18 protein-coding genes, 2 tRNA genes and 2 pseudogenes are annotated in these 23,688 nt (G+C 60.8%); 12 read left to right on the top strand and 10 right to left on the bottom strand.

Annotation, left to right across the window (positions count from 1 at the left end):
• Positions 1-5: 5 nt before the first annotated feature.
• Together prfA and hemA are read right to left on the bottom strand one after the other, a co-directional pair.
• On the bottom strand, positions 6-1,088 hold the full coding sequence (gene prfA, locus J3P84_RS05010; protein WP_434628333.1) for a peptide chain release factor 1: 1,083 nt from the start codon (positions 1,086-1,088) through the stop codon (positions 6-8).
• Positions 1,088-2,374 carry a glutamyl-tRNA reductase gene (gene hemA / locus J3P84_RS05005; RefSeq protein ID WP_434571844.1) on the bottom strand — a complete coding sequence of 429 codons (1,287 nt, stop codon included), beginning with the start codon at positions 2,372-2,374 and terminating at the stop codon, positions 1,088-1,090. Before hemA ends, prfA begins: the two co-directional genes overlap by 1 nt.
• 181 nt (positions 2,375-2,555) lie before the next feature.
• Between hemA and J3P84_RS05000 the strand changes: the two genes are divergently transcribed.
• The 8 genes from J3P84_RS05000 (at position 2,556) to ychF (ending at position 9,472) form a co-directional block, all read left to right on the top strand.
• Positions 2,556-4,280, top strand: coding sequence for a tetratricopeptide repeat protein (locus tag J3P84_RS05000; protein WP_434628330.1), 1,725 nt, complete (start codon positions 2,556-2,558; stop codon positions 4,278-4,280).
• Between the two features lie 3 nt (positions 4,281-4,283).
• On the top strand, positions 4,284-4,901 hold the full coding sequence (gene lolB / locus J3P84_RS04995; RefSeq protein ID WP_434558626.1) for a lipoprotein insertase outer membrane protein LolB: 618 nt from the start codon (positions 4,284-4,286) through the stop codon (positions 4,899-4,901).
• A 1-nt stretch (position 4,902) separates the two neighbouring features.
• The gene (ispE, locus tag J3P84_RS04990; protein ID WP_434571840.1) at positions 4,903-5,754 is read left to right on the top strand and encodes a 4-(cytidine 5'-diphospho)-2-C-methyl-D-erythritol kinase; all 852 of its coding nucleotides are present in this window, start codon (positions 4,903-4,905) and stop codon (positions 5,752-5,754) included.
• Between the two features lie 37 nt (positions 5,755-5,791).
• Positions 5,792-5,866 (top strand) — tRNA-Gln (locus J3P84_RS04985).
• A gap of 47 nt (positions 5,867-5,913) precedes the next feature.
• Complete coding sequence (locus tag J3P84_RS04980) at positions 5,914-6,855, top strand: ribose-phosphate pyrophosphokinase (RefSeq protein WP_003171603.1); 942 nt, start codon at positions 5,914-5,916, stop codon at positions 6,853-6,855.
• 142 nt (positions 6,856-6,997) lie between these two features.
• Positions 6,998-7,600 carry a 50S ribosomal protein L25/general stress protein Ctc gene (locus J3P84_RS04975; protein WP_186612429.1) on the top strand — a complete coding sequence of 201 codons (603 nt, stop codon included), beginning with the start codon at positions 6,998-7,000 and terminating at the stop codon, positions 7,598-7,600.
• A 164-nt stretch (positions 7,601-7,764) separates the two neighbouring features.
• Complete coding sequence (gene pth / locus J3P84_RS04970) at positions 7,765-8,349, top strand: aminoacyl-tRNA hydrolase (protein WP_047735973.1); 585 nt, start codon at positions 7,765-7,767, stop codon at positions 8,347-8,349.
• Between the two features lie 22 nt (positions 8,350-8,371).
• A complete protein-coding gene (gene ychF, locus J3P84_RS04965) occupies positions 8,372-9,472 on the top strand; it encodes a redox-regulated ATPase YchF (RefSeq protein WP_060740647.1) in 1,101 nt (366 codons plus the stop codon).
• A gap of 54 nt (positions 9,473-9,526) precedes the next feature.
• Here ychF and J3P84_RS04960 read toward each other — a convergent pair whose 3' ends face one another.
• The 4 genes from J3P84_RS04960 to J3P84_RS04945 form a co-directional block, all read right to left on the bottom strand.
• Positions 9,527-11,602, bottom strand: a complete 2,076-nt coding sequence (locus tag J3P84_RS04960) for a calcium-binding protein (RefSeq protein ID WP_434628325.1) — start codon at positions 11,600-11,602, stop codon at positions 9,527-9,529.
• A gap of 369 nt (positions 11,603-11,971) precedes the next feature.
• On the bottom strand, positions 11,972-12,559 hold the full coding sequence (locus J3P84_RS04955; RefSeq protein WP_434628322.1) for a hypothetical protein: 588 nt from the start codon (positions 12,557-12,559) through the stop codon (positions 11,972-11,974).
• Positions 12,560-12,563: 4 nt separating this feature from the next.
• Positions 12,564-13,007 (bottom strand): DUF3592 domain-containing protein, encoded by a 444-nt coding sequence (locus J3P84_RS04950; RefSeq protein ID WP_434628319.1) that lies wholly within the window; start codon positions 13,005-13,007, stop codon positions 12,564-12,566.
• Between the two features lie 163 nt (positions 13,008-13,170).
• Positions 13,171-14,388, bottom strand: a complete 1,218-nt coding sequence (locus J3P84_RS04945; protein WP_434571834.1) for an MFS transporter — start codon at positions 14,386-14,388, stop codon at positions 13,171-13,173.
• 334 nt (positions 14,389-14,722) lie between these two features.
• Between J3P84_RS04945 and J3P84_RS04940 the strand changes: the two genes are divergently transcribed.
• Positions 14,723-16,780 (top strand): methyl-accepting chemotaxis protein, encoded by a 2,058-nt coding sequence (locus J3P84_RS04940; RefSeq protein WP_434628315.1) that lies wholly within the window; start codon positions 14,723-14,725, stop codon positions 16,778-16,780.
• A 103-nt stretch (positions 16,781-16,883) separates the two neighbouring features.
• Positions 16,884-16,960: transfer RNA gene (locus J3P84_RS04935), tRNA-Met, on the top strand.
• A gap of 125 nt (positions 16,961-17,085) precedes the next feature.
• Here J3P84_RS04935 and J3P84_RS04930 read toward each other — a convergent pair.
• Positions 17,086-18,411, bottom strand: a complete 1,326-nt coding sequence (locus J3P84_RS04930) for an APC family permease (RefSeq protein WP_434571831.1) — start codon at positions 18,409-18,411, stop codon at positions 17,086-17,088.
• A gap of 219 nt (positions 18,412-18,630) precedes the next feature.
• Complete coding sequence (locus J3P84_RS04925; RefSeq protein WP_434628311.1) at positions 18,631-19,452, bottom strand: carbon-nitrogen hydrolase family protein; 822 nt, start codon at positions 19,450-19,452, stop codon at positions 18,631-18,633.
• A 124-nt stretch (positions 19,453-19,576) separates the two neighbouring features.
• Here J3P84_RS04925 and J3P84_RS04920 point away from each other — a divergent pair, with 124 nt between their 5' ends.
• A complete protein-coding gene (locus J3P84_RS04920) occupies positions 19,577-20,377 on the top strand; it encodes a response regulator transcription factor (RefSeq protein WP_434571828.1) in 801 nt (266 codons plus the stop codon).
• A 124-nt stretch (positions 20,378-20,501) separates the two neighbouring features.
• Positions 20,502-22,346 (top strand): gamma-glutamyltransferase, encoded by a 1,845-nt coding sequence (gene ggt, locus J3P84_RS04915; RefSeq protein ID WP_434628307.1) that lies wholly within the window; start codon positions 20,502-20,504, stop codon positions 22,344-22,346.
• Positions 22,347-22,506: 160 nt separating this feature from the next.
• Here ggt and J3P84_RS04910 read toward each other — a convergent pair.
• Positions 22,507-22,938: pseudogene (locus tag J3P84_RS04910) on the bottom strand (methyl-accepting chemotaxis protein); the annotation flags it as partial.
• A 156-nt stretch (positions 22,939-23,094) separates the two neighbouring features.
• Positions 23,095-23,667: pseudogene (locus tag J3P84_RS04905) on the bottom strand (PAS domain-containing protein); the annotation flags it as partial.
• Positions 23,668-23,688: the final 21 nt, after the last annotated feature.

Below are 23,688 nucleotides of genomic sequence, written 5' to 3'. Positions count from 1 at the left end.
TCTGCTTACTCGCCAATCGCGGCCAGCTGGTCAGCCTGGTATTCAGCGAGCAAGGGCTCGATGACGGCGTCGACACCACCTGCAAGAATTTCGTCGAGGGAATACAGGGTCAGGTTGACACGGTGGTCGGTGACCCGGCCCTGGGCAAAGTTGTAGGTACGGATCCGCTCGGAACGGTCGCCCGAGCCCACCAGCAACTTGCGTTCGCTGGCGATGGCATTGGCGGCGGCGCTGGTCTGCTGGTCGTTGAGCTTGGCCGACAACCAGGCCATCGCCCGCGCGCGGTTCTTGTGCTGGGAGCGCTCTTCCTGGCACTCCACCACGATGCCCGAAGGCAAGTGAGTGATGCGGATCGCCGAGTCGGTCTTGTTCACGTGCTGGCCGCCCGCGCCGGAGGACCGGTAGGTGTCGACGCGCAGGTCCGCCGGGTTGATCTCGATGGCCTCCTGTTCGTCCGGCTCGGGCAAGACCGCCACGGTGCAGGCGGACGTATGGATGCGCCCCTGAGATTCGGTGGCCGGCACGCGTTGTACGCGGTGGGCGCCGGACTCGAACTTCAACTTGCCATAGACGTTATCGCCCTCGACCCGGGCGATGACTTCTTTATAGCCGCCGTGTTCGCCTTCGTTTTCCGAGAGGATCTCGACCCGCCAGCCGCGACGCTCGGCGTAGCGCGAATACATGCGGAACAGGTCACCGGAAAAGATCGCCGCCTCGTCGCCGCCAGTGCCGGCGCGGATTTCGAGGAACACGTTGCGCCCGTCGTTCGGGTCCTTGGGCAACAGCATGCGTTGCAGGTCGCTTTCCAGCTCGACCAGTTGCTCCTTGGCTTCGCGAACTTCTTCCACGGCCATCTCGCGCAGGTCCGGGTCGCTGTCCTTGAGCAGCGCCTGGGCGCCCTCAAGGTCGCTCTGCACCTTGAGCAACTGCTTGTAGGTCGCAACGATCGGCTCGACTTCCGCGTACTCCTTGGAGTAGGTGCGAAATTTGTTCTGGTCGGAAATGACTTCGCCATCGCCCAGCAAGGCGGTCAGTTCCTCGAAACGGTCCTGGAGAATATCCAGCTTATTGAGCAGTGACGCTTTCATTACGGTTTCTTATCCGATAAGCCATCCGGTGAAGCTTCACCGAGGGCGAAAAGTTCCTGGGCCATGGCCAGCGCATCGAGGCGGCCTTCGGCGGTCAGCTTCTTGAGCTGGACACTGGGCGCGTGAAGCAATTTGTTGGTCAGGCCACGCGCCAGTTGCACCAACACCTCTTCGGCGCTGCCGCCATTGGCCAGCAGGCGCTGGGCCTTTTGCAATTCTTCGTCGCGTAGCCGCTCGCTTTGCTGACGATACGCCTTGAGCACATCCACCGCCGCCAGCTCGCGCAGGCGCACCATGAAGTCCTCGGCGCCGACGGTGATCATTTCCTCCGCCGCCTGGGCCGCGCCTTGCCGGCTCTTGAGGTTCTCGGCGACGACTTCGTGCAGGTCATCGACACTGTAGAGGTAAACGTCGTCGAGTTCGCCCACTTCCGGTTCGATGTCACGGGGAACGGCGATATCGACCATGAAGATCGGCTTGTGCTTGCGCAGCTTCAGGGCGCTTTCCACCGCGCCCTTGCCGAGGATCGGCAGTTGGCTGGCGGTGGAACTGATGACGATGTCGCTGTGCACCAGCTCGGCGGGAATGTCCGAGAGCAGCACTGCATGAGCGCCGAACTGCTCGGCCAGGGTGCTGGCGCGTTCCAGCGTACGGTTGGCGACCACGATGCGCTTCACGCCGAGGTCGTGCAGGTGCCGGGCGACCAGGGTGATGGTCTCGCCCGCGCCGATCAACAGCGCCTGGCTGCGTTGCAAATCACTGAAAATCTGTTTCGCCAGGCTGACGGCGGCGAACGCCACGGACACCGGGTTTTCGCCAATGGCAGTGTCGGTGCGTACTTGCTTGGCGGCATTGAAGGTGGCCTGGAACAGACGCCCCAGCAGCGGGCCAACTGTCCCGGCCTCGCGGGCCACGGCGTAGGCCGATTTCATCTGGCCGAGAATCTGCGGTTCGCCCAGCACCAGCGAATCGAGCCCGGAGGCGACGCGCATCATGTGACGAACTGCCGCATCGTCCTCATGCACATAGGCACTGGCGCGCAGCTCTTCAAGGCTCAGATCATGGTATTGGGCCAGCCAGCGCAGCACCGAATCGGCCGAAACGTGATCCTGCTCTATATAAAGCTCACTGCGATTGCAGGTGGAGAGAATCGCGGCTTCTCGGCTGTCGGTGAGTCGGCAGAGTTGCTGCAGGGCCTCCACCAGCTGCTCAGGCGTAAAGGCCACGCGCTCGCGGACGTCTACTGAAGCAGTCTTGTGGTTGATACCAAGTGCAAGGAAGGCCATTCAAGGTCGCTGGTGGTGACGTGAAGCCGGCAATTGTCCTACTTCGTCAGATTCAGAACAACCACCACCGACTATTGTCACAATTACCTGTGCCTATGAGGCATCCACCGAGACTCGGTTATGTTTGGCCGATGGCTTGTGTCATGATGATCCGACCGCAGGTTAGTCGCCCTCTTCCTATATGAATAGATCTTTCGCGTTGCTCCTCGCTTTTGCCTTCCTCGGCGGCTGCCAGTCCATGGCCCCCGTCTCGACGGACGGTACGCCACCGGTCGAAGACAGCACCCCGGCCCCCGAAAAGCCCAAGGTCTACGGATCGTTCAGCGAAGAAACCATCTTCAGCCTGTTGAGCGCCGAACTCGCCGGCCAGCGCAATCGCTTCGATATTGCCCTGGACAACTACGTGACCCAGGCCGTCAACACCCAGGACCCGGGCATCTCCGAGCGGGCCTTTCGCATCGCCGAATACCTGGGGGCCGACCAGCCCGCGCTGGATACGGCGCTGATCTGGGCCAGGAACGCACCCGACGATCTCGAAGCGCAACGCGCCGCCGCCGTGCAACTGGCGCGCGCCGGCCGTTACGACGACTCCATGATGTATATGGAGAAAGTCCTGCTGGGCAAGGGCGATACCCATTTCGATTTCCTCGCGCTGTCTGCGGCCGATACCGACCAGGAAACCCGCGACGGCCTGATGAAGAGTTTCGACCGTCTGCTGCAGCGTCACCCGAACAACGGGCAGCTGATTTTCGGCAAGGCCTTGCTCTTGCAACAGAACGGCGACTCCCAGGGCGCCCTCACGCTGCTGGAAGACAACCCGCCGGAACCCGGCGAAGTGGCGCCTATCCTGCTGCGCGCCCGCCTCTTGCAAAGCATGAATCGCGGCGATGAAGCCCTGCCGCTGATGGAAAAAAGCATCAAGAAATACCCGGACGACAAACGCCTGCGCCTCACCTATGCACGCATGCTGGTGGAAAACAACCGCATGGACGACGCCAAGGTCGAGTTCTCCAGCCTGGTCCAGCAGTACCCTGAAGACGACGACCTGCGCTATTCGCTGGCGTTGGTCTGCCTGGAAGCCAAGGCCTGGGAAGAAGCCAAGGGCTATCTGGAGGACCTGATCGCCCGCGAAAGCCACGTCGATTCGGCCCACCTGAACCTGGGGCGCATCGCCGAAGAACGCAACGACCCCGAAAGCGCGCTGATCGAGTACGCCCAGGTCGGCCCGGGTAACGACTACCTGCCCGCGCAGTTGCGCCAGGCCGACATCCTGATCGGCAATGGTCGGGCGGCCGAGGCCCAGAGTCGCCTGGCCATCCAGCGCGACACCCAGCCGGACTACGGCATCCAGCTCTACCTGATCGAGGCCGAGACCCTGGCGGCGAACAACCAGAGCGACAAGGCCTGGGCCGTGCTGCAACAAGCCTTGAAGCAATACCCGGACGACCTGAACCTGTTGTATACCCGATCCATGCTGGCGGAAAAACGCAATGACCTGGCCCAGATGGAAAAGGACCTGCGTCTGATCATCCAGCGTGATCCCGACAACGCCATGGCGCTCAACGCCCTCGGCTACACCTTGTCGGATCGCACCACCCGCTACGATGAAGCCAAGGTGCTGATCGAGAAAGCCCATCAGATCAATCCGGAAGACCCTGCCGTGCTCGACAGCCTTGGCTGGGTGAATTTCCGCCTGGGCAATCTCGACGAAGCCGAACGCCTGTTGCGCCAGGCCCTGGAGCGCTTCCCCGACCAGGAAGTAGCCGCTCACCTGGGTGAAGTCCTGTGGGCCAACGGCAAACAGCGCGAGGCCCGGCAGATCTGGAGCAAATTCCTCAAGGAACAGCCCGACAGCCCGATTCTGCGCAGCACCATCAAACGCCTGACCGGATCAGAGACTCTTTAAGCCATGTTTTTGCGCCACTTCATCGTCTTCAGCTTTATCGCCCTGCTCGCCGGTTGCGCGGGCTTCGGCGCCCGTGAATCCGTCCAGGGCCAAGGCAACCAGGCCCAGTGGCGCGTGCACAAGGAACAACTGAGCGGCCTCGACGGCTGGCAGATCGACGGCAAGATCGGCATTCGCGCGCCTAAAGACTCGGGCAGCGGCACCTTGTTCTGGTTGCAGCGCCAGGATTACTACGACATTCGCCTTTCCGGCCCGCTGGGTCGTGGCGCGGCACGGCTGACCGGCAGGCCAGGCCAGGTTTCGCTGGAAGTCGCCAACCAGGGACGCTACGAGGCGCCCAGCCCCGAGGCGTTGCTGGAAGAACAGCTGGGCTGGAAACTGCCGGTATCGCACCTTACCTGGTGGGTCCGCGGCCTTCCGGCGCCGGACAGCAAAAGCCGCCTGACCCTGGATGCCGACAGTCGCCTGTCCAATCTGGAACAGGACGACTGGCAGATCGAATACCTCAGCTATGCCCAGCAGAACGGTTACTGGTTGCCCGAGCGCATCAAGCTGCACGGCAGCAACCTCGACGTCACGCTGGTCATCAAGCAATGGCAGCCGCGCAAGCTGGGGCAATGACATGAGCGCAACACGCCTGACGCTGCCCTCCCCGGCCAAGCTCAACCTGATGCTGCATATCCTCGGCCGGCGTCCGGACGGTTACCACGAATTGCAGACGATTTTTCAGTTCCTCGACTACGGCGACGAGATCACCTTTGCCGTACGCGATGACGGCGTGATCCATCTTCACACCGAGTTCGACGGCGTACCCCATGACAGCAACCTGATCGTCAAGGCCGCGAAAAAACTCCAGGAGCAATCCGGTTGTTCACTGGGCATCGACATCTGGATCGAAAAAATCCTGCCCATGGGCGGCGGTATCGGTGGCGGCAGTTCGAATGCGGCGACGACTCTGCTGGGCCTAAACCATTTGTGGCAGCTTGGCTGGGACCTGGATCGCCTGGCAGCGCTGGGCCTGACACTGGGCGCCGACGTACCGGTTTTCGTGCGTGGCCACGCGGCTTTTGCCGAGGGCGTCGGGGAAAAACTCACCCCGGTGGAACCCGAAGAACCCTGGTATCTGGTACTGGTGCCGCAAGTATCTGTAAGTACAGCAGAAATTTTTTCAGATCCGCTGTTGACACGTAACTCGGAGCCCATTAAAGTGCGCCCCGTTCCCAAGGGAAACAGTCGAAATGACTGCTTACCGGTGGTAGCAAGGCGTTATCCAGATGTTCGTAACGCTTTGAATTTGTTAGGTAAATTTACCGAAGCAAAACTCACCGGAACTGGAAGTTGTGTGTTTGGGGGCTTCCCAAGCAAAGCTGAAGCTGATAAAGTCTCGGCCCTTCTGACAGAGACCCTTACAGGGTTTGTAGCAAAGGGAAGCAACGTTTCGATGTTGCATCGCAAGCTGCAAAGTCTGCTCTAAAAGGAATCGAGTGCTGGGCACTCGCAGCAACAGATACAGGGGCGTCGCCAAGCGGTAAGGCAGCAGGTTTTGATCCTGCCATGCGTTGGTTCGAATCCAGCCGCCCCTGCCATTTTCCTATACTCATCCAGGTATACCCTCAGCCTTCAGGTACTGCGCGTGTCCAAGATGATGGTCTTTACGGGGAACGCTAACCCCGATCTGGCTCGGCGTGTAGTACGTCAGCTGCATATCCCTCTCGGTGACATTTCTGTCGGTAAGTTCTCCGACGGCGAAATCACTGCCGAGATCAATGAAAACGTTCGCGGTAAAGACGTCTTCATTATTCAGCCGACTTGCGCTCCGACCAACGATAACCTGATGGAACTCGTCGTGATGGCTGATGCCTTCCGCCGCTCCTCGGCTACTCGTATTACTGCTGTTATTCCTTACTTTGGTTATGCCCGTCAGGATCGCCGTCCGCGTTCCGCACGTGTGGCTATCAGCGCGAAAGTCGTCGCCGATATGCTCACCGTGGTCGGCATCGATCGTGTACTCACGGTCGATCTGCATGCTGACCAGATCCAGGGCTTCTTCGATATTCCCGTGGACAACATCTACGGCTCCCCGGTCCTGGTGGATGACATTGAAGATCAGCGCTTCGAAAACCTTATGATCGTGTCCCCGGATATCGGCGGCGTCGTGCGTGCACGGGCTGTTGCCAAATCCCTGGGCGTGGATCTGGGTATCATCGACAAACGCCGTGAGAAGGCCAATCACTCCGAAGTGATGCACATCATCGGCGACGTCGAAGGGCGCACCTGTATTCTGGTCGATGACATGGTCGATACCGCCGGCACCCTGTGCCACGCGGCCAAGGCCCTGAAAGAGCATGGCGCTGCCAAGGTCTTTGCCTACTGCACACACCCTGTGCTGTCGGGTCGAGCGATCGAAAACATTGAAAATTCCGTGCTGGACGAGCTGGTGGTAACCAATACCATCCCGCTGTCCGCCGCAGCACAAGCCTGTGCGCGTATCCGTCAACTGGATATCGCGCCGGTAGTTGCCGAGGCGGTTCGCCGCATCAGCAATGAAGAATCGATCAGTGCGATGTTCCGTTAAGGGCCCTGCCCTTTCCAGGATGTCTCGTTGACGAAAAGCGCCCCGCCCCGGCATCACCTGTCGGGGCGGGGCTTTTTTGCCCATACCGTGCCTGGCGCTGGTCGCAAACGCCACTCGGTCATGGCTATTTTGGAGATACAACATGAACGATTTTACTCTGAATGCTGAAGTGCGTTCCGACCTGGGGAAAGGTGCGAGCCGCCGCCTGCGTCGTCTCGCAAGCCTGGTTCCAGCTGTAGTCTACGGTGGCGACAAAGCCCCTGAGTCCATCAGCATGCTGGCCAAAGAAGTTGCCAAACTGCTCGAAAACGAAGCGGCCTACAGCCACATCATCGAGCTGAACGTTGGTGGCACCAAGCAAAACGTCGTGATCAAAGCCCTGCAGCGTCACCCGGCCAAAGGCCACGTGATGCACGCTGACTTCGTCCGCGTTGTTGCCGGTCAGAAGCTGACTGCTGTTGTTCCAGTGCACTTCATCAACGAAGCTGCTCCGGTCAAGAAAGGCGGCGAGATCTCGCACGTGACTTCCGAGCTGGAAGTTTCCTGCCTGCCGAAAGACCTGCCTGAATTCATCGAAGTCGACCTGGCTGACGCCGAAATCGGCACGATCATTCACCTGTCCGACCTCAAGGCCCCTAAAGGCGTTGAGTTTGTTGCCCTGGCTCACGGTGATGACAAGGCTGTTGCCAACGTCCACGCTCCACGTGTTGCTCCAGAAGCTACTGAAGAAGGCGCTGCAGAGTAATTTCACTCTGTCGCCGGGGTGACCGGAAACATCGCGGACTGGAACGTAGCGAGACAACGGGCAAGAACGCGAAGTTTACTTAACGGTAGATCCGCAATTTTCGTTCGTTGTCGCCATACACCTGACCGCGACATGTTATCCACACTCCAGGAAGGGCCCCTATCGTGACTGCCATCAAACTGATCGTTGGCCTGGGAAATCCAGGCGCTGAATACGAACAGACCCGGCATAACGCAGGGGCCCTTTTTGTTGAGCGCATCGCGCACGCCCAAGGCGTCAGCCTGGCTGCCGATCGCAAATATTTCGGCCTGACCGGGCGCTTCTCGCATCAAGGTCAGGATGTTCGCCTGTTGATTCCCACCACCTACATGAACCGCAGCGGTCAGGCCGTGGCGGCATTGGCCGGTTTCTTTCGCATCAAGCCTGAAGAAATCCTGGTGGCCCACGACGAACTCGATCTGCCTCCGGGCGTTGCCAAGCTCAAGCAGGGCGGCGGCCATGGCGGTCACAACGGGTTGCGCGACATCATCGCGCAACTGGGCAATCAGAATACGTTCTACCGCCTGCGGCTCGGCATCGGCCACCCGGGCGTTGCCAGTATGGTTTCAAACTTTGTCCTGGGTCGCGCGCCTCGCGCCGAACAGGAAAAACTCGATGCCAGCATCGATTTTGCCCTCGGCGTGCTGCCGGATATCCTCGCCGGTGAATGGAACCGTGCGATGAAAAACCTGCACAGCCAGAAGGCTTGACACTTATCCGAGGGGAAACACCATGGGATTCAATTGCGGCATCGTCGGCCTGCCTAACGTCGGCAAGTCCACCCTGTTCAACGCCCTGACCAAATCCGGGATCGCGGCCGAGAACTTCCCCTTCTGCACCATCGAGCCGAACAGCGGCATCGTGCCGATGCCCGACCCGCGCCTGGAAGCTCTGGCAGCCATCGTCAACCCCAAGCGCATCCTGCCGACCACCATGGAATTCGTCGATATCGCCGGCCTGGTGGCGGGCGCCTCGAAAGGTGAAGGCCTGGGCAACAAGTTCCTGGCGAACATCCGTGAAACCGATGCAATCGCCCACGTGGTGCGCTGCTTTGAAGACGAAAACGTGATTCACGTTTCCAACAGCGTCGACCCGAAACGCGACATCGAAATCATCGACCTGGAACTGATCTTTGCCGACCTCGACAGTTGCGAAAAACAACTGCAGAAAGTCGCTCGCAACGCCAAGGGTGGCGACAAGGACGCAGTAGTCCAGAAGGGCCTGCTTGAGCAGTTGATCGCCCACTTCACTGAAGGCAAACCTGCCCGCAGCCTGATGAAGAACATGAGCACCGATGAAAAACTGGTGATCAAGGGCTTCCACCTGCTGACCACAAAGCCGGTCATGTACATCGCCAACGTCGCTGAAGACGGTTTCGAGAACAACCCGCATCTGGACGTGGTCAAGGCCATCGCGGAAGAAGAAGGTGCCATGGTCGTTCCGGTCTGCAACAAGATCGAAGCGGAAATCGCCGAGCTGGACGACGGTGAAGAGAAGGATATGTTCCTCGAGGCCCTGGGCCTGGAAGAGCCTGGCCTGAACCGCGTGATCCGCGCCGGCTACGAAATGCTTCACCTGCAGACCTACTTCACCGCCGGTGTCGAAGAAGTCCGCGCCTGGACCGTTCGTGTTGGCGCGACCGCCCCGCAAGCCGCCGGCGTGATCCACACCGACTTCGAAAAAGGCTTCATCCGCGCCGAAGTCATCGCCTACTCGGATTTCATCCAGTACAAGGGCGAAGCCGGTGCCAAGGAAGCCGGCAAATGGCGTCTGGAAGGCAAGGAATACATCGTCAAGGATGGCGACGTGATGCACTTCCGCTTCAACGTTTGAAATAAAAAAAACACCGCGTGGCAGCAATTGTCACGCGGTGTTTTTTTATGGGCGTCAACTCAACAAATGCCATTGATCGACGTCTGGCACCACCCCGATCAGGCCTAATTCGGCGTCGGGAGCCGCAGCGGGAGCAAAGACCATGTTGTCTTCGCCAAGGCTTTCCCGCCAGTCCCCAGCCAGCGCAATCTGGAACGCATGGCCTTGCGCGTCCGCTTCCGCATCCTTCAGGTAAGTGCGGTCCAATGCCTCGTTGTAAACCAACTTCAGCGTCGTGTCCGTCCCCTCTCCGAAGCCGGTATAGCCCAGTGCCGATACATCGATCTTGTCGTCAACGGTAAAGCCTTCGATAAGGTCGGCAAAGCTCTGGCTGTCGGTACGGTAGCTGTCTTCGGTGGAGAGATAGCGGAATACGTCGGCGTTTTCCCGATTGTCCGTCCACAACGAAATGTCGGTCCTGTCTCCGCCGTTGAGACGGTCGGCGCCCGCGCCACCGATGATGACGTCTGCTCCGGCGCCGCCGTTGATACGGTCATTGCCGTCCAGGCCACGGATGATCTCTGACAAGGCCGAACCGGTGATCGTATCGTTGGCAGACGTACCTTCGACGGTGGGCGCGGTAAACACCAGATTGGTGCTGTTCAGTTGCCCTACCAGATTGCCGTCCAGGGACAGTTCAAAGCGTTGCCCGGCGGCATCGGCGTCGTAGCTCTTGAGGTACGTGCGGGTGCCGTCCGCGCTGGCCTGGATGGCCAAGGTGCCGTCATGGCCGTCGCCAATCCCGGTGAAGCCCAGGCCAATCAGGTCGATGCGGTCCTGTGAGACATCGAAGTCCCGGACCCGGTCGCTATTGTTCAGCGCAGCCGTGCGGAAACTGTCGCCCAGTTCGGTAAAGCGGAAGATGTCCGCGCCAGCGCCACCTTGCAGAACGTCACGCCCGCCATTGCCCTGGAGCACATCGTCGCCGGCCAGGCCGTGGATGATTTCGGCGGCAGCGGTCCCCCGCAGGATTTCCTCACCGGCGTACCCATCCACATGGAGCTTGCCATCCTGGCTGCCGAAACTGCTGTCCAGACTGCCATCGGCGTTCAAGCGGATGACATTGAAATCGCCGTTGCTCGTGCCGGCGGCCAGGATCCTGCCATCTGCCTGTACCGTCAATGCCACTGGCGTGTCGGCCTCGAAGGTCACCCTGCCGTTATCGCCAAAGTGGCTGTCGAAGGACCCGTCAGCGTTAAGCCGCGCGATGGTGGCCAAGGTACCGCCCTGAGCGTGGCCCATGACAACGATCTTGCCGTCAGCCTGAATAGTGACCGTCGAGTCTTCGCCAAAACCCATCGCAGCGCTCAAGTGCAGGACACCGTTGTCACCAAAACGGGTGTCCAATTGACCGTCGGGGTTGTAGCGCTGTAATGCGAACGTCGGATCACCCGCCCCGGCGGCATCGTAGGCAGCCCCGACCACGACACCTCCATCGGCCTGCACCGCAGTAGAGATTGCTCCGTTGAAATACGGGTCTTCGGCAACGTTGACGGTCAGCACGCCCTCGCTGCCAAAGCCGTCGACGAAGGTGCCGTCATCGCCGACCTTGGTGATAGTGGCCTGGTCGAACCCGCGCGCGCTGACCTGGAAGGTGCCGTCCGTGTTGGCTGTCAGGTCGATGTCCTTGAAGTCATGGCTAATGGCGACCGTCACGGCGCCGTTCTGACCAAAGGCTGCATCGCGTGTCCCGTCGCTGTTGAAGCGCTCCACCTGTATGCCGGTGTTCAGCGCGACAGCGACAAGTACCTTGCCATCGGCCTGCACCGCCGTCAGCTCGTAGCGGGACGACGGGGCTATTGTGGCAGGAACAATGTCGACGCCGCCGTCGTGGAAGCCGGTATCCAGGCTGCCATCGGCGTTCAGGCGGACAACCGAATGGTTCTGTTCGTAGCCGTAGCTTTCCTCGCCTGGCGCGCCGGGGTAACCCCATGCCAGGTATTCGGTATAACCGCCAATCAGTATCTTGCCGTCCGGCTGGATAATGATGCTCTGGTTGTCATCGGATTGGCCGGTGAGGTCGACCTGGACAGTGCCCGGGCCCGTTCTCACGATATGGGAACTGGTTCCCGTGCTATCGGTAGTTGCCATGGTTTAATCCTTTAAATGGGTGCTGGATTCGTCACTCTAGTAAAGCGATCAGGGTTTGCACGCCGCCCAAGCATGAGCAAGACCAGTGGTTTTGGTGGCCACTGGCCTCGTCGGAGTTGATCGAGATGATCGCTTTTTTACGGAGATATCAACGAGCGGCAAGTTCACTTGCGGCTGGAGGAAGACGACCAAAGGACGCTGATCTGGCGTCGGGGAGTGTTGGTGACCAGCATCATCGACTCGCTCCCGTACATGGAGCGAGCCAACGTCTCAGTCAGGTGAAGGGTGATTCGTCTATTCGAACCTGGCAACGGCTACGGATCAATGACAGTGGATGGAAAGCGCCTTGTGCGATCAACCCCGCCGTGGCTAAAAAAGATAGCCCATATAGATCGCAGCGCCACCACCGGCCTGCAGGCCAGCGTTCAAGCCCCCCATGAGCAGCGCTCCCTTGGCTGACATGGCCAATCGGCGGCTGACGGTGGCGGACGCAATGAGCGAGGTCGCCGGGTTGGAGCTCAGGGCCACCGACAACGCCAACAGCTTCGGATCGAGCCCGAACAGCAGAGCAGTGCCCGAAACGCCTCCCACCAAGCCGAAGCCCGCCTCGGTATACATGCAAGGCCCCGTGATATCGTCGCTGGTGAGGTCGCGATCGGCCAGGGCGTCGCTGACAAACACCCGGCCAATGCTGAAAAAAGACTCCGCCGCACCCGCACCCGATACGCTCTTGCCCTTGATCTGGATATTGATCTTGCCAAAGCGCGGCAATCGCGCGCCAATTCCCGCACCTACACCGACGCCGCCATAGCGGTAACTGATGTCCTCGCCCTGGGGCGAACGCAGGATGATCGAACCGCCACTGCCCGCCACCATGACCACGGTCAGACCGCCACCGCTGGCGGTCTGATATGTCCAGCGACTTTTGTTGACCGGGATCGGGATGTTATAGCTCATACGTTCAAAGTCCTTTAAGTGAATGAACCGCACCGCGACCGCGCTGGCGGATGGCTTTCAGCGAGCCGACCAGCGTGAAGAACAGCCCCATTGCCCCCAGCATCACAGGCGTCCCCCACAGGGCGCCTCGATCAACGATGAGGGGGTTGTCGGCCGGCTGCTCGGGCAAGTAATACACTCGCACCGGCTGCCCCGGCTCATAGCCGAAGATGAAGCCACCCTGGGGGTAGGAAATTTTTTCACCTTTGCCGGTAGTGAACGCGACTTCGGGGTGAGAACCACCGGCATTCAACCGACTGACGATGCCATCGGCGATCTGCGCTCGGGCGAGAAATTCGTGGCGTTCAAGGATGAGAAGAACGGTGCCGCCCAACAAAACAATGCCAATCAGGGCGAAGAGCAGGCCCAGCAGTGTTTGTCCAAGGCGTGAAGGGGCGTGTCCAGCCATAGCGTGTCCAATATCCGTCCATGATAGAAGGCTCAGAGTAACAAAGAAGCCTCACCGTCCGCATCCGTGCCAGATTATCGCGAGTGTCTGAGGACCGTAGCGGGGACGCTTGCTCACTCGCCACGGTCAGAAACGAATATCAGGAAGGAGCATTGCGCCCGACTCAGGCCTTTTTGGTCCTCGGCAGGAAAATCGCCAGCACCCCAAGCAGCGGCAGGAACGAACACAACCAGTACACATATTCGATGCCCCGGATGTCTGCCAGGTGCCCCAGCAGCGCGGCACCAATCCCGCCGAAACCGAACATCAGGCCGAAGAACACGCCGGCAATCATCCCGACATTTCCCGGCACCAGTTCCTGGGCATACACCACGATGGCGGAGAATGCCGAGGCCAGGATGAAGCCGATCACCACGCTGAGGATACTGGTCCACAGCAGATCAACGTGAGGCAGGATCAGCGTGAATGGCGCCACGCCGAGGATCGAGAACCAGATCACCGCCTTGCGTCCGATCCGGTCACCGATCGGTCCGCCAAAAAACGTTCCGGCCGCTACCGCGCCAAGAAAGAGGAACAGGTGCAACTGGGAAGACGCCACCGACAGGTCGAATTTCTCGATCAGGTAGAAAGTGAAGTAGCTGGTAAAACTGGCCATGTAGAAATACTTGGAAAACACCAGCAACCCCAGCACCACCAAGGCGCTCAAGACCCGGCCCCTGGATAAGCCGTGGGTCGCCGCCTGGCCTTGCTTGAGCTTGAACAGGTTCAGGTGATTGGCGTACCAGCGGCTGATGCGGTACAGCACGAACAAGGCGAACAGCGCGAACAAGCCAAACCAGGCCACGTTGCCCTGCCCGTAGGGAATGATGATCGCCGCCGCCAGCAACGGCCCGAAGGCGGAGCCGGCGTTGCCGCCCACCTGGAACGTCGATTGCGCCAGGCCGTAGCGGCCGCCGGAGGCCAGGCGTGCCACGCGCGACGCCTCGGGGTGGAAGGTTGAGGAGCCGATCCCGATCAACCCGGCCGCCAGCAGGATCAAGGCAAAACTGCCGACCATCGACATCATCACGATACCGACCAAGGTGCAGATTGTTCCTGCCGGCAAAAGCCAGGGCTTGGGGTGTCGATCAGTGTGGTAACCCACCCAGGGCTGCAGCAGCGAGGCCGTGAGCTGGAAGGTCAGCGTGATCAGGCCGACCTGGGTAAACGTCAGGCCGTAGCTTTCCTTGAGCATCGGATAGATTGACGGCAGCACGGCCTGGATCAGGTCATTGATCAGATGGGCAAGCGCCACCGCACCAATGATGCGCATGACTAACGGGCTGCTTTGAGGCGTAGCGGCTGGCGACGTCGTGTCGGCCTGGGTATTGCTGATAGCCATGGGAGTTTCCATACGGCGGATGGGTGCACACGGGCAGGTGCGTCAATGTGCCATTTTTCGGTGCGGCAAGGCTATCCCCTTAGCTTGCTATCTACCTATAAAAAATAGTCGCCGAACAAGGTGATAGCGCAACGCCATGGTCTGAATCTTGCCTTGTTTATGCTCTACGACGCGGCTCCTTACAAAGGGGACCGAGAATGGGAAGTTTCGCTACAGAGCAGGCCCACAGAGCCAGCCTGGACAAACTTTCGAGGCCTTTTAAAAGGGCACCTGTTTCGACAAGCGTGTCGAAACGCACAAAAACAGTGCAAAGGGTGTCCAGGGGAGTATGGGCATGCAGGCTTTTTTATCACCGGGCATCCGGTTGCTCGGGCATTTTGGTTTCGCCCGTAAATTCCAATTGTTGTTCCTGTTGTTCATCCTGCCGCTCATGGGCAGCCTGTGGCTGATCGGCCAGGATTACCGGGACAAGCTCAACCTGATTTCCGGGGAACGTGCCGGGGTGCGTCAGTTGCTGGCGCTGGACAACCTGGACAACCTGCTCGCCGCCCAGCGCAATCGCGCGGCGCGCTGGAGAGCAACGGAAACCAACCGCCAACCGACCCCGGCGACACTGGCCGCCATGGCCGCGTTCGATGCCGTGCAACCGGCGCTCAACCAGGCCGCCAGCGACCTCGGCGCGACCCTGCAAGCCGAAGGCGCGGAGGCCGACACCCTCGCCCGCTATCAGACATTGCAAACCAGCCTCAACGGCCTGGATTCTAAAAGCCTCGGCACCGTCGGTTGGTGGCCGGACGGCTATGATCGCTTCACCGCGGCCCTCGGCGCGCTGCAAGCGTTGCGTGAACAGATCGTCATGGACAATCGCCTGACGCTCGCCTCCTGGCTGGAAACCTACCTGCTGACCCAGATCTCGACCCAGCAGACACCCGACCTGATCGAACGTGTCGGCCGCCTGGCCAGCGTTGGCCAGGCCTCGGTGGTATCAGGCCAGTTCACTTTGCAGAGCCGCCTGCAACTGCGCGACTTGCGCAGCCGCATCGGCGATGCCCGGGACCAGTTGGTCAAGACCGGTGCGCTGCTGGAAACGCGCCTGCCCAGCGAGCTGCAAACCTGGGCCGGCCAGTTCCAGGGCAGCCTGAAAAACCTCGACGGTGGTTTGAAAATCCTCGATGACGGCGTGTTCGGCGGCGCCATCAATCTCAAGCCGGAAGGCTTCGAGAAACAGATGGATGCCCTCCTCCTTGATCTGGCGACCCTGCGCCAACAATCATTGACCGCTCTGGATAACCGGCTGGAGCACTATCACAGCTCGGCGATCCGTCAATTCACTTTGGTGGCCACCGTGCTGGGCTGCCTGCTGCTGGCCGCGCTGTATCTGTTCATCTGCCTGCAGACCTCGATCCGGCGCAGCGCCAGCGGCATCACCGTGCTGGCCGAAGCCCTGCGTGACGGGAACCTGAGCGTGCAAGTGCCGGTGCAGGGCCGCGACGAACTGGCGGCGATCAGCACCGCTCTCAACGTCGCCGTGGTCCAATTGCGCAACAGCCTGCTGGGCGTCGACCACGAGACCCTGCAACTGAGCGATGCCGTGCGCACCCTCAACACCCATTCCAGCGGAGCCCTGGGCGAGGTCGAGGCACAACAGATACAGATCAGCCAGATCGCCGCTGCCGCGACGCAACTGGCGGCAACGTCCCAAGGCGTCGCGAGAAGTTGTGAACAGGCATCCGACAGCGCCCAACAGACCCGCCAGATCGCCGCCGACAGCAGTCGCGACAGTCAACGCACCACGGCGAGCATCCAGCAACTCAACCAGCGTCTCAACGAAACCGCCGCGGCGCTGGGCCGGGTCAGCGAGCAGGGCCAGCAGATCCAATTGGTGGTCGACACCATTCGTGGCGTGGCCGAGCAGACCAACCTGCTGGCGCTCAACGCCGCCATCGAGGCCGCCCGCGCCGGCGAACAAGGCCGCGGGTTTGCCGTGGTTGCCGATGAAGTGCGCAGCCTGTCGCAGCGCACCCAGTCCTCGACACAGCAGATTGCCGGCACCGTCGACAGCCTGCGCGCCACGGTCAACGAGGCCGTCAGCCTGATGGAAGCCGCCTGCGGCCAGGCCCAGACCGACGCCCAAGCCGTCACCGGGCTTGGCGAACGACTGGGCGAAATTGCCAGCGCCGTGCAAAGCGTCACCGATACCCTGGCGCAAATCGCCACCGCGGTTGACGAACAGGCCAGCACCGCCGACGAAGTCAGCGGCAATATCCAACAGGTGGATCAGGCCGCCATGCGCTTGCTGGAAGGTGCCCGCGCCGTGAACCTGGCGGCGGACACATTGAGCCAAGGCAGCCAGGCCTTGAGCGCGAACACGGGGAGATTTCAACTCGGCTGACGAGCGCTGGCGGCGGGGATGGATAAGCGGTTGAAAGCGCAGAGAAATATTTTTGATTCACGCTTGACACATCTTCGTTACCAGCGAATAATGCGCGCCACTTGGCTACATAGCTCAGTTGGTTAGAGCATAGCATTCATAATGCTGGGGTCCGGGGTTCAAGTCCCTGTGTAGCCACCAAGTCCTGTTCAAAGATGTTTTCGAATGCCTTTGAACAACAAGAAGCCCGCCTAGTGCGGGCTTTCTTGTTTCTGGCTGTATCTCCTTCTCCCCTCCTTCGTATATCCCTCCAGGTTGCAGTGCGGTTATGCAGTCTCCTGGAAATCCATCTCCGGTGGCTGGCGCTGGAAGCCGCCCGTCAGCACCGCCAGGTACACCACGCCGATCGCCAGCCAACTCAGGCCAAGATAGATCGCCAGGTGATCGAGGCTGACCATCAGCCACACATCCGCTGCCAGCCCTATGAACGGGAACAGCAGGAACAATACGAATTCACGCGGGCCCTTCTTTTCTGCGCCGATCCAGTAGTGAAAGATCACTGACAGGTTCACCAGGCTGAACGCCAGGAACGCGCCGAAGTTGATGAACGAGGTGGAGGTGGTGACGTCCAGTTTCAGCGCCAGCAACGCGACCACTGCGCACAACAGGATGCTGTTGATCGGCGTCCCGAAACGCTCATGCAAGGTACCGAAGAAGGATTTTGGCAGCACACCGTCACGGCCCATGGCGAACAGCAGGCGCGAGCCGCTGGCCTGAGCCGACAGCCCCGACGCGAACTGACCAACGATCAGGCCGATCAGGAAGATCGACACGAACAGGTCGCCACCGATATTGCGGGCAATTTCATAGGCCGCCGCATCGACGCTGTCGAACTGGAAGGACGGATGCGCGACCTGCACGAAATACGACACGCTGACGAAGATCAATCCGCCAATCAGGGTGATCAGCATGATCGCGCGCGGAATGGTCCGGCGTGGGTCGCGGGTTTCTTCGGTCAAGGTGCTGACCGCGTCGAACCCGAGGAATGAATAACAGGCAATGGCCGCACCGCTCATGATCAGCGGCATCTGCATGTCGCCGTTGAAGAACGGCTTGACCGACCACAACGGCGTGCTCGCATCACCGCCGATGTAATGGACGCACAGCGCAACGAAGGCGATCAGTACCAGGAACTGCACCAGCATCAATAACGCGTTGATACCGTTGGCCAGTTTCAGACCGACGATATTGATCGCACTGGTTATGCCGATGAACAGCAGCACCCAGATCCACTGCGGCACCGCCGGGAATGCGGAATGGAGGTAGGCCGCGCCGATCAGCCAGATCGCCATGGGCAGGAACAGATAATCGAGCAGCACCGCCCAACCGGCGATGAACCCGAGTTTCGGGCTGATCGCCTTGCGCACGTAGCTGTAGGCCGAACCGGCGACGGGGAACGCTGCGGCCATGCGGCCGTAGCTCATCGCGGTGAAAAACATCGCCACCAATGCCGCGAGATAAGCGGCGGGGACCATGCCGGCGGTGGATTGAGCGAGGATGCCGAAGGTGCCGAGGACAATGATCGGTGTCATATAAGCGATGCCGAACAGCACCACCGACCCCAATGACAGGGTGCGTTGTAAACGAGCCATGAGCGACTACTCCGAATTATTGGATTTATGGCAGAGCCGAGTTCGGCGCAAGTTTTCGGGTGTTACGTTGTTGTTCTGGTTTTTCAGCAAAGAGATGTTGCTGCCCAGGGCCTCTTCGCGGGCGGGCCCGCTCCCACAGTTGAACTCTGGCGTTCACACATCCAGTGTGGGGGCGGGCCTGCCCACGAATGCGTCAGCCCTACCCACACAGGATCAGGATCAACGCGCAGGAATCAGCAGCTCGCGCAACCCACAGGCATGCTCGATAATTTCCCCCGGCAACTTCAGGCGCTGATCATCCAGATACCGATAATCATGCCGCGCCGCCGTCAGCTGGTTCAGGTCCAGCTCCACCGCAAACTGCCCTTCCTCCCGCCCGGCCTCGAACAACAATTTGCCCAGCGGGTCCACCAACGCACTGCCGCCTGCAAACACCAACCCGCCGTCGCCCTCCTCCACCCGATTGACCATCAGCGCAAACGCCTGGTTTTCCTGGGCGCGGGCCATGATCGCGGTGCGGTGGGTCGGGCCGTAGGGGTCCATGTTGCCGTTGGTGACGATCAGCAGTTCGGCCCCCAGTTGCGCCAGGGCCCGGGCGGTTTCCGGAAATTCGATGTCGTAGCAGATCAGCAGGCCGACCCGCACACCCTTCCATTCACACGTGGCGTAACGGTCGCCGGCCTCGAACACCCCGCGATCCGACGCCCACAGGTGTGTCTTGCGATATCTCAGCGCAATGCCTTGTGGCGTGATCAGCAGCGTGGTGTTGTAAAAGCGGCCGCGGTCGTTCTCGGCCACGCCGATCACCACGGCAACGTCATGTTCCCGAGCCGCAGCGAGCACCGCGCTGACGGTCGGTCCGTCCAGCGGTTCGGCGGTTTCTGCCACCGTCTCAAGCGACGGAAAACCCATCAGGTGGGTTTCGGGGAACACGATCATCTGCGTATCGGCGGCACACGCGGCAATCGCCTTGAGCGCGCGTTCGAGGTTGTAGGCCGTGGCGTTATCACGGCCCGCCAACTGGGCAAGTTCAACTTTCATGGGTATTCCTTGTTCTTGATCGGCGGGTAGAAAGATTGCCCGCTCGGTGTCTGTGCGCCAGTATGCGCAGCAAGCCCGCGGCCGGGAAATCACGCCGCTGGGGTAACCCGATAGGGGTAGAGGCATGACACTTTCGCTGGATGACATCGCGTGGCACCGCTCGGTCGGGCAACTGATCGACGCCTTGGACAAGCCCAATTTCTGGACGCAGCTGGTACGGCTGCTGGATCAGTACGTGCCCTTTGACAGTTGGGTGGCGCTGCTTTTCAGTGCCGACCAGCGCCCACAAGTGTTCGCCGAGTGCCCGGGCGCGGACGGCACCCCCGATCAGTTGTTCCAGGATTACCTGCGCGGTTTGTATTTGCTCGATCCGTTCTACATCGCCTGTCGCGAGCAGTCGCGCACCGGGCTGTATCGCCTCTCGGAAGTCGCACCGGAACATTTCGAGCTGACCGAGTATTACCAACGCTACTTTCGGCTGAACGTGGTATCCGATGAAATCCAGTTCAATTGCCAGCTCGAAGGCGACCGCACGCTGTGCCTGTCGTTGGGCAGCAAGCAGCGCTTCAGTGGCGAGCAGATTGCGCTGCTGTCACTGATCCAGCCCTGGGTACTCGGCCTGTTGCGCCAGCGTCTGCCTTATGAAATCAATGAGGTCGTGGCCCTCGCGCCAGCACCGTCGCAAGTCGACTGGCGAGTGCAGCTGGAAGCGTCAGTGCAGCAGCTCAAAGGCGCGCAATTGACGGCGCGGGAATTGGATGTCGGGCGCTTGATGCTCAGTGGTTGCTCCAGCAAGGAAGTCGCCCGCAAGCTGGAAATTTCTGTCGAGACCGTGAAAGTCCATAAGAAGCACATGTACAGCAAACTGGGGATCAAGTCCCAGTCCGAGCTGTTTTCCATTTTTCTCCAGGCGCAGAATGCCTGACGTGTCTATCGGAGCGACGCAGAGAAGCGCTTATTGAAAGAAGCACGCCCTTGCTGATTTGCGCCCCACGTCCCGTATCGCTACAGTCGGCCTCAATATCCCTGGCCCATGGATGGAGCGACACGTGCTTTCAGACCTCAAACCGAATCTTCATCGCCTGTCAGCCGTTTCGCTGCTGGCCGTCGCCCTGACACTTGTTGCCTGTAAGACGCCGCCCGCCTCCACGACTGCCCCGCAATTGCCCACCGCTCCGGAAATCGCTTCCGGCTACCGCACCGACCTGCAGACTCGCCACGCCGACCGGCACATGGCCGCTGCGGCCAATCCTCTGGCGGCCGAGGCCGGACGGGAAATGCTCCGGCGTGGAGGCTCGGCCATCGACGCGGCGATTGCGATGCAGGCAGTGCTGACGCTGGTGGAACCGCAGTCTTCCGGCATCGCCGGTGGCGCGTTCATTGTGCTGTGGGACGGCAAGGCGGTGCGCACCTACGACGGTCGCGAAACGGCACCGGCCGGCGCCAGCGAAAAACTCTTCATCCAGGCCGACGGCAAACCCATGCCGTTCACCGCCGCGCAGATTGGCGGCCGTTCGGTAGGCACGCCTGGCGTGTTGCGCGCGCTGGAACTGGCTCATCGCAAACACGGTCGCCTGGAATGGTCGACGCTGTTCGAGCCGGCCATCAAACTGGCGGAACAGGGCTTCAGGATTTCCCCCCGGCTGCACTCGATGATCGCCGCCGATACAGCCTTGCCCAGCTCGCCCGAGATGGCCGCCTATTTCCTCAACGCCGATGGCAGCCCGAAAGCGGTGGGCACGCTGCTGAAAAATCCTGCCTTGGCCGGCGTACTTTCGCGTATTGCCCACGAAGGTCCCAGCGCGTTGTATGAAGGGCCGGTGGCTGCGGAGATCGTCGCCAAGGTGCAAGGCCATGGCAATCCCGGCAGCCTTTCGCTGAGCGACCTCAAGGGTTACGCCGCCCGGGAACGCGCGCCGTTGTGCACCGACTACAAGCGCTGGCAAGTCTGTGGCATGGCGCCACCGTCGTCCGGCGGGATCGCCGTCGCGCAGATCCTCGGGACATTGCAGGCCCTGGAACATCGCGACAGCCGCTCGGCCCTCGCGCCGTTGAAACCGCTACCGTCAGACAAGCCCGCGGGTCTCGAGCCGGCGCCGCAAGCGGTGCACCTGATTTCCGAGGCTGAACGCCTGGCCTACGCCGACCGCGCCCAGTATGTCGCCGATGCGGACTTTGTCCCGGTGCCGCTCAAGGGCCTGGTCGATCCGGCTTATCTGGCCAGTCGCGCGAACCTGATCGGCCCACGCAGCATGGGTATTGCCAAGCCCGGCACACCGCCGGGTATCCAGGTGGCCTACGCACCGGACCGCTCGCCCCTGCGCATTTCCACCTCGCAAGTGGTGGCGGTGGATGACCAGGGTGGCGCCGTGTCGATGACCACCACGGTGGAGTCGGCCTTCGGTTCGCACTTGATGGTGCAGGGCTTCATGCTCAACAACCAGATGACCGATTTCTCGTTCATACCCGAAGAGAACGGACAGAAAGTCGCCAACCGCGTCGAACCCGGCAAACGTCCGCGATCGTCCATGGCGCCAACGCTGATCTTCGATCGCCAGAGTGGCGAATTCCTCGCCGCAATTGGTTCGCCGGGCGGATCGCAGATCATCGAATACGTCGCCAAGTCGGTGATCGGCCTGCTGGACTGGAACCTGGACCCGCAAGCCGCCATCAACCTGCCCAACTTCGGCAGCCGCAACGGCGCCACCGAACTGGAGCAGGGCCAGTTCAGCCCGACGCTGATCCAGGCGCTGAAAGACCAGGGCCACACGGTGAGCGAGATCGACATGACCAGCGGCACCCAGGCCATCGTTCGGGTGCGCAATGCGCAAGGCAAGGCTTCACTGGCTGGCGGGGCGGATCCGCGGCGTGAGGGAGAGGCGCTGGGGGATTGAGCGCGCGGGGATCAGGTGAGGCCCGCTTGCTTTGATGGTGGATGGGTTGACGCCTTCGCGAGCAGGCTCGCTCCCACAATGGATCTGCGTGATACCTGTGACAACCCCGATCAACCGTGGGAGCGAGCCTGCTCGCGAAGGCGGCTCACTCAGCAAGTTCTCAAGTCGACAGCTGATTGGCGAACTGGCTCACCGCATCGACCACCTTTTTCGCCCCGTCCTGGATCTCGACGATGACCGTTCCCGCCTCGGCTGCCAGGGCCAGGCCCTGTTCGGCCTGATGTTGACCATCGGTCATCAGCGCCACGGCATTGCGGGCCATGTCCTGGTTCTGGCGGACCACGCCAATGATCTCGTCGGTCGCCTGGCTGGTTCGCGAAGCCAGTTGCCGGACCTCATCGGCGACCACTGCGAAACCGCGTCCCTGCTCACCGGCCCGAGCAGCCTCGATGGCCGCGTTGAGCGCCAGCAGGTTGGTCTGTTCGGCGATGCCGCTGATGGTCTTGACGATGGTCCCGATGACCAGGGATTGCTCGTTCAGGGCCTCGATACCTTGACCGGCGGTTTGCATGTGTCGGGCCAGGTCACGCATCACGTCCACCGCCTGGGTCACGACGGTGGTTCCGCGCTGGGCGCTGCTATCGGTCTGCAATGACGTGCTGTAGGCGATGCTGGCGGCTTCCGCGACGGCTTTTTCCTGGTTGACCTGATCGGTGATATTGGTCGCGAACTTGACCACTTTGTAAAGGCGCTCGTTGGCGTCAAGTACCGGATTGTAGGAAGCCTCCAGCCACACCTCACGGCCATTGCTGTCGAGGCGCTTGAAGCGGCCGGCGACGAACTCCCCGTTGTTCAGGCGTTTCCAGAAGTTCTGGTAGGCCGCGCTGTTGTACTCCTCGGGCTCGCAAAACGTGCGGTGGTGCTTGCCCTTGATCTGCGCAAGGTTGTAGCCCATGGCATTGAGAAAACGATCGTTCGCTGTCAGGACGTGGCCGCCCAGGTCGAACTCGATCACCGCTGTCGAACGCACCAGGGCGCCGATCAGGTTTTCATGCTCGCGGGAATTTTCGATGGTGCGGGTCAGGTCACTGGAGTACATCGAGAAATAGCGGATTCGCCCATTGGCATCCCGTACCGGCTGGAGGATCGAGCGTAGCCAGGCCTCGTCGCCGTTGCCTCGTGCCAGGCGAACGGCACCGGAGAAGTGCTCGCCGCGGGTCAGCGCGGTCTTGAAACGAATCTGGAATTCGTTGGACCTCAGGTAGGCCGGCACCAGATCCTCGACAGCGCGGCCAATCAGGTCCTGGCTCTTGTAGTGCATCTCATCGAGAAAGTTCTGATT

Origin of the sequence: Pseudomonas sp. Z1-29, assembly GCF_051131995.1 — a bacterium.
Taxonomy (GTDB): domain Bacteria; phylum Pseudomonadota; class Gammaproteobacteria; order Pseudomonadales; family Pseudomonadaceae; genus Aquipseudomonas.
This window is presented reverse-complemented; position numbering and strand designations above follow the sequence as displayed.

What these genes read in the sequence shown, in the direction of transcription:
- prfA (WP_434628333.1), bottom strand. Translation starts at nt 1,088, where the DNA reads ATGAAAGCGTCACTGCTCAATAAGCTGGATATTCTCCAGGACCGTTTC.
- hemA (WP_434571844.1), bottom strand. Translation starts at nt 2,374, where the DNA reads ATGGCCTTCCTTGCACTTGGTATCAACCACAAGACTGCTTCAGTAGAC.
- J3P84_RS05000 (WP_434628330.1), top strand. Translation starts at nt 2,556, where the DNA reads ATGAATAGATCTTTCGCGTTGCTCCTCGCTTTTGCCTTCCTCGGCGGC.
- lolB (WP_434558626.1), top strand. Translation starts at nt 4,284, where the DNA reads ATGTTTTTGCGCCACTTCATCGTCTTCAGCTTTATCGCCCTGCTCGCC.
- ispE (WP_434571840.1), top strand. Translation starts at nt 4,903, where the DNA reads ATGAGCGCAACACGCCTGACGCTGCCCTCCCCGGCCAAGCTCAACCTG.
- J3P84_RS04975 (WP_186612429.1), top strand. Translation starts at nt 6,998, where the DNA reads ATGAACGATTTTACTCTGAATGCTGAAGTGCGTTCCGACCTGGGGAAA.
- ychF (WP_060740647.1), top strand. Translation starts at nt 8,372, where the DNA reads ATGGGATTCAATTGCGGCATCGTCGGCCTGCCTAACGTCGGCAAGTCC.
- J3P84_RS04960 (WP_434628325.1), bottom strand. Translation starts at nt 11,602, where the DNA reads ATGGCAACTACCGATAGCACGGGAACCAGTTCCCATATCGTGAGAACG.
- J3P84_RS04955 (WP_434628322.1), bottom strand. Translation starts at nt 12,559, where the DNA reads ATGAGCTATAACATCCCGATCCCGGTCAACAAAAGTCGCTGGACATAT.
- J3P84_RS04950 (WP_434628319.1), bottom strand. Translation starts at nt 13,007, where the DNA reads ATGGCTGGACACGCCCCTTCACGCCTTGGACAAACACTGCTGGGCCTG.
- J3P84_RS04945 (WP_434571834.1), bottom strand. Translation starts at nt 14,388, where the DNA reads ATGGCTATCAGCAATACCCAGGCCGACACGACGTCGCCAGCCGCTACG.
- J3P84_RS04940 (WP_434628315.1), top strand. Translation starts at nt 14,723, where the DNA reads ATGCAGGCTTTTTTATCACCGGGCATCCGGTTGCTCGGGCATTTTGGT.
- J3P84_RS04930 (WP_434571831.1), bottom strand. Translation starts at nt 18,411, where the DNA reads ATGGCTCGTTTACAACGCACCCTGTCATTGGGGTCGGTGGTGCTGTTC.
- J3P84_RS04925 (WP_434628311.1), bottom strand. Translation starts at nt 19,452, where the DNA reads ATGAAAGTTGAACTTGCCCAGTTGGCGGGCCGTGATAACGCCACGGCC.
- J3P84_RS04920 (WP_434571828.1), top strand. Translation starts at nt 19,577, where the DNA reads ATGACACTTTCGCTGGATGACATCGCGTGGCACCGCTCGGTCGGGCAA.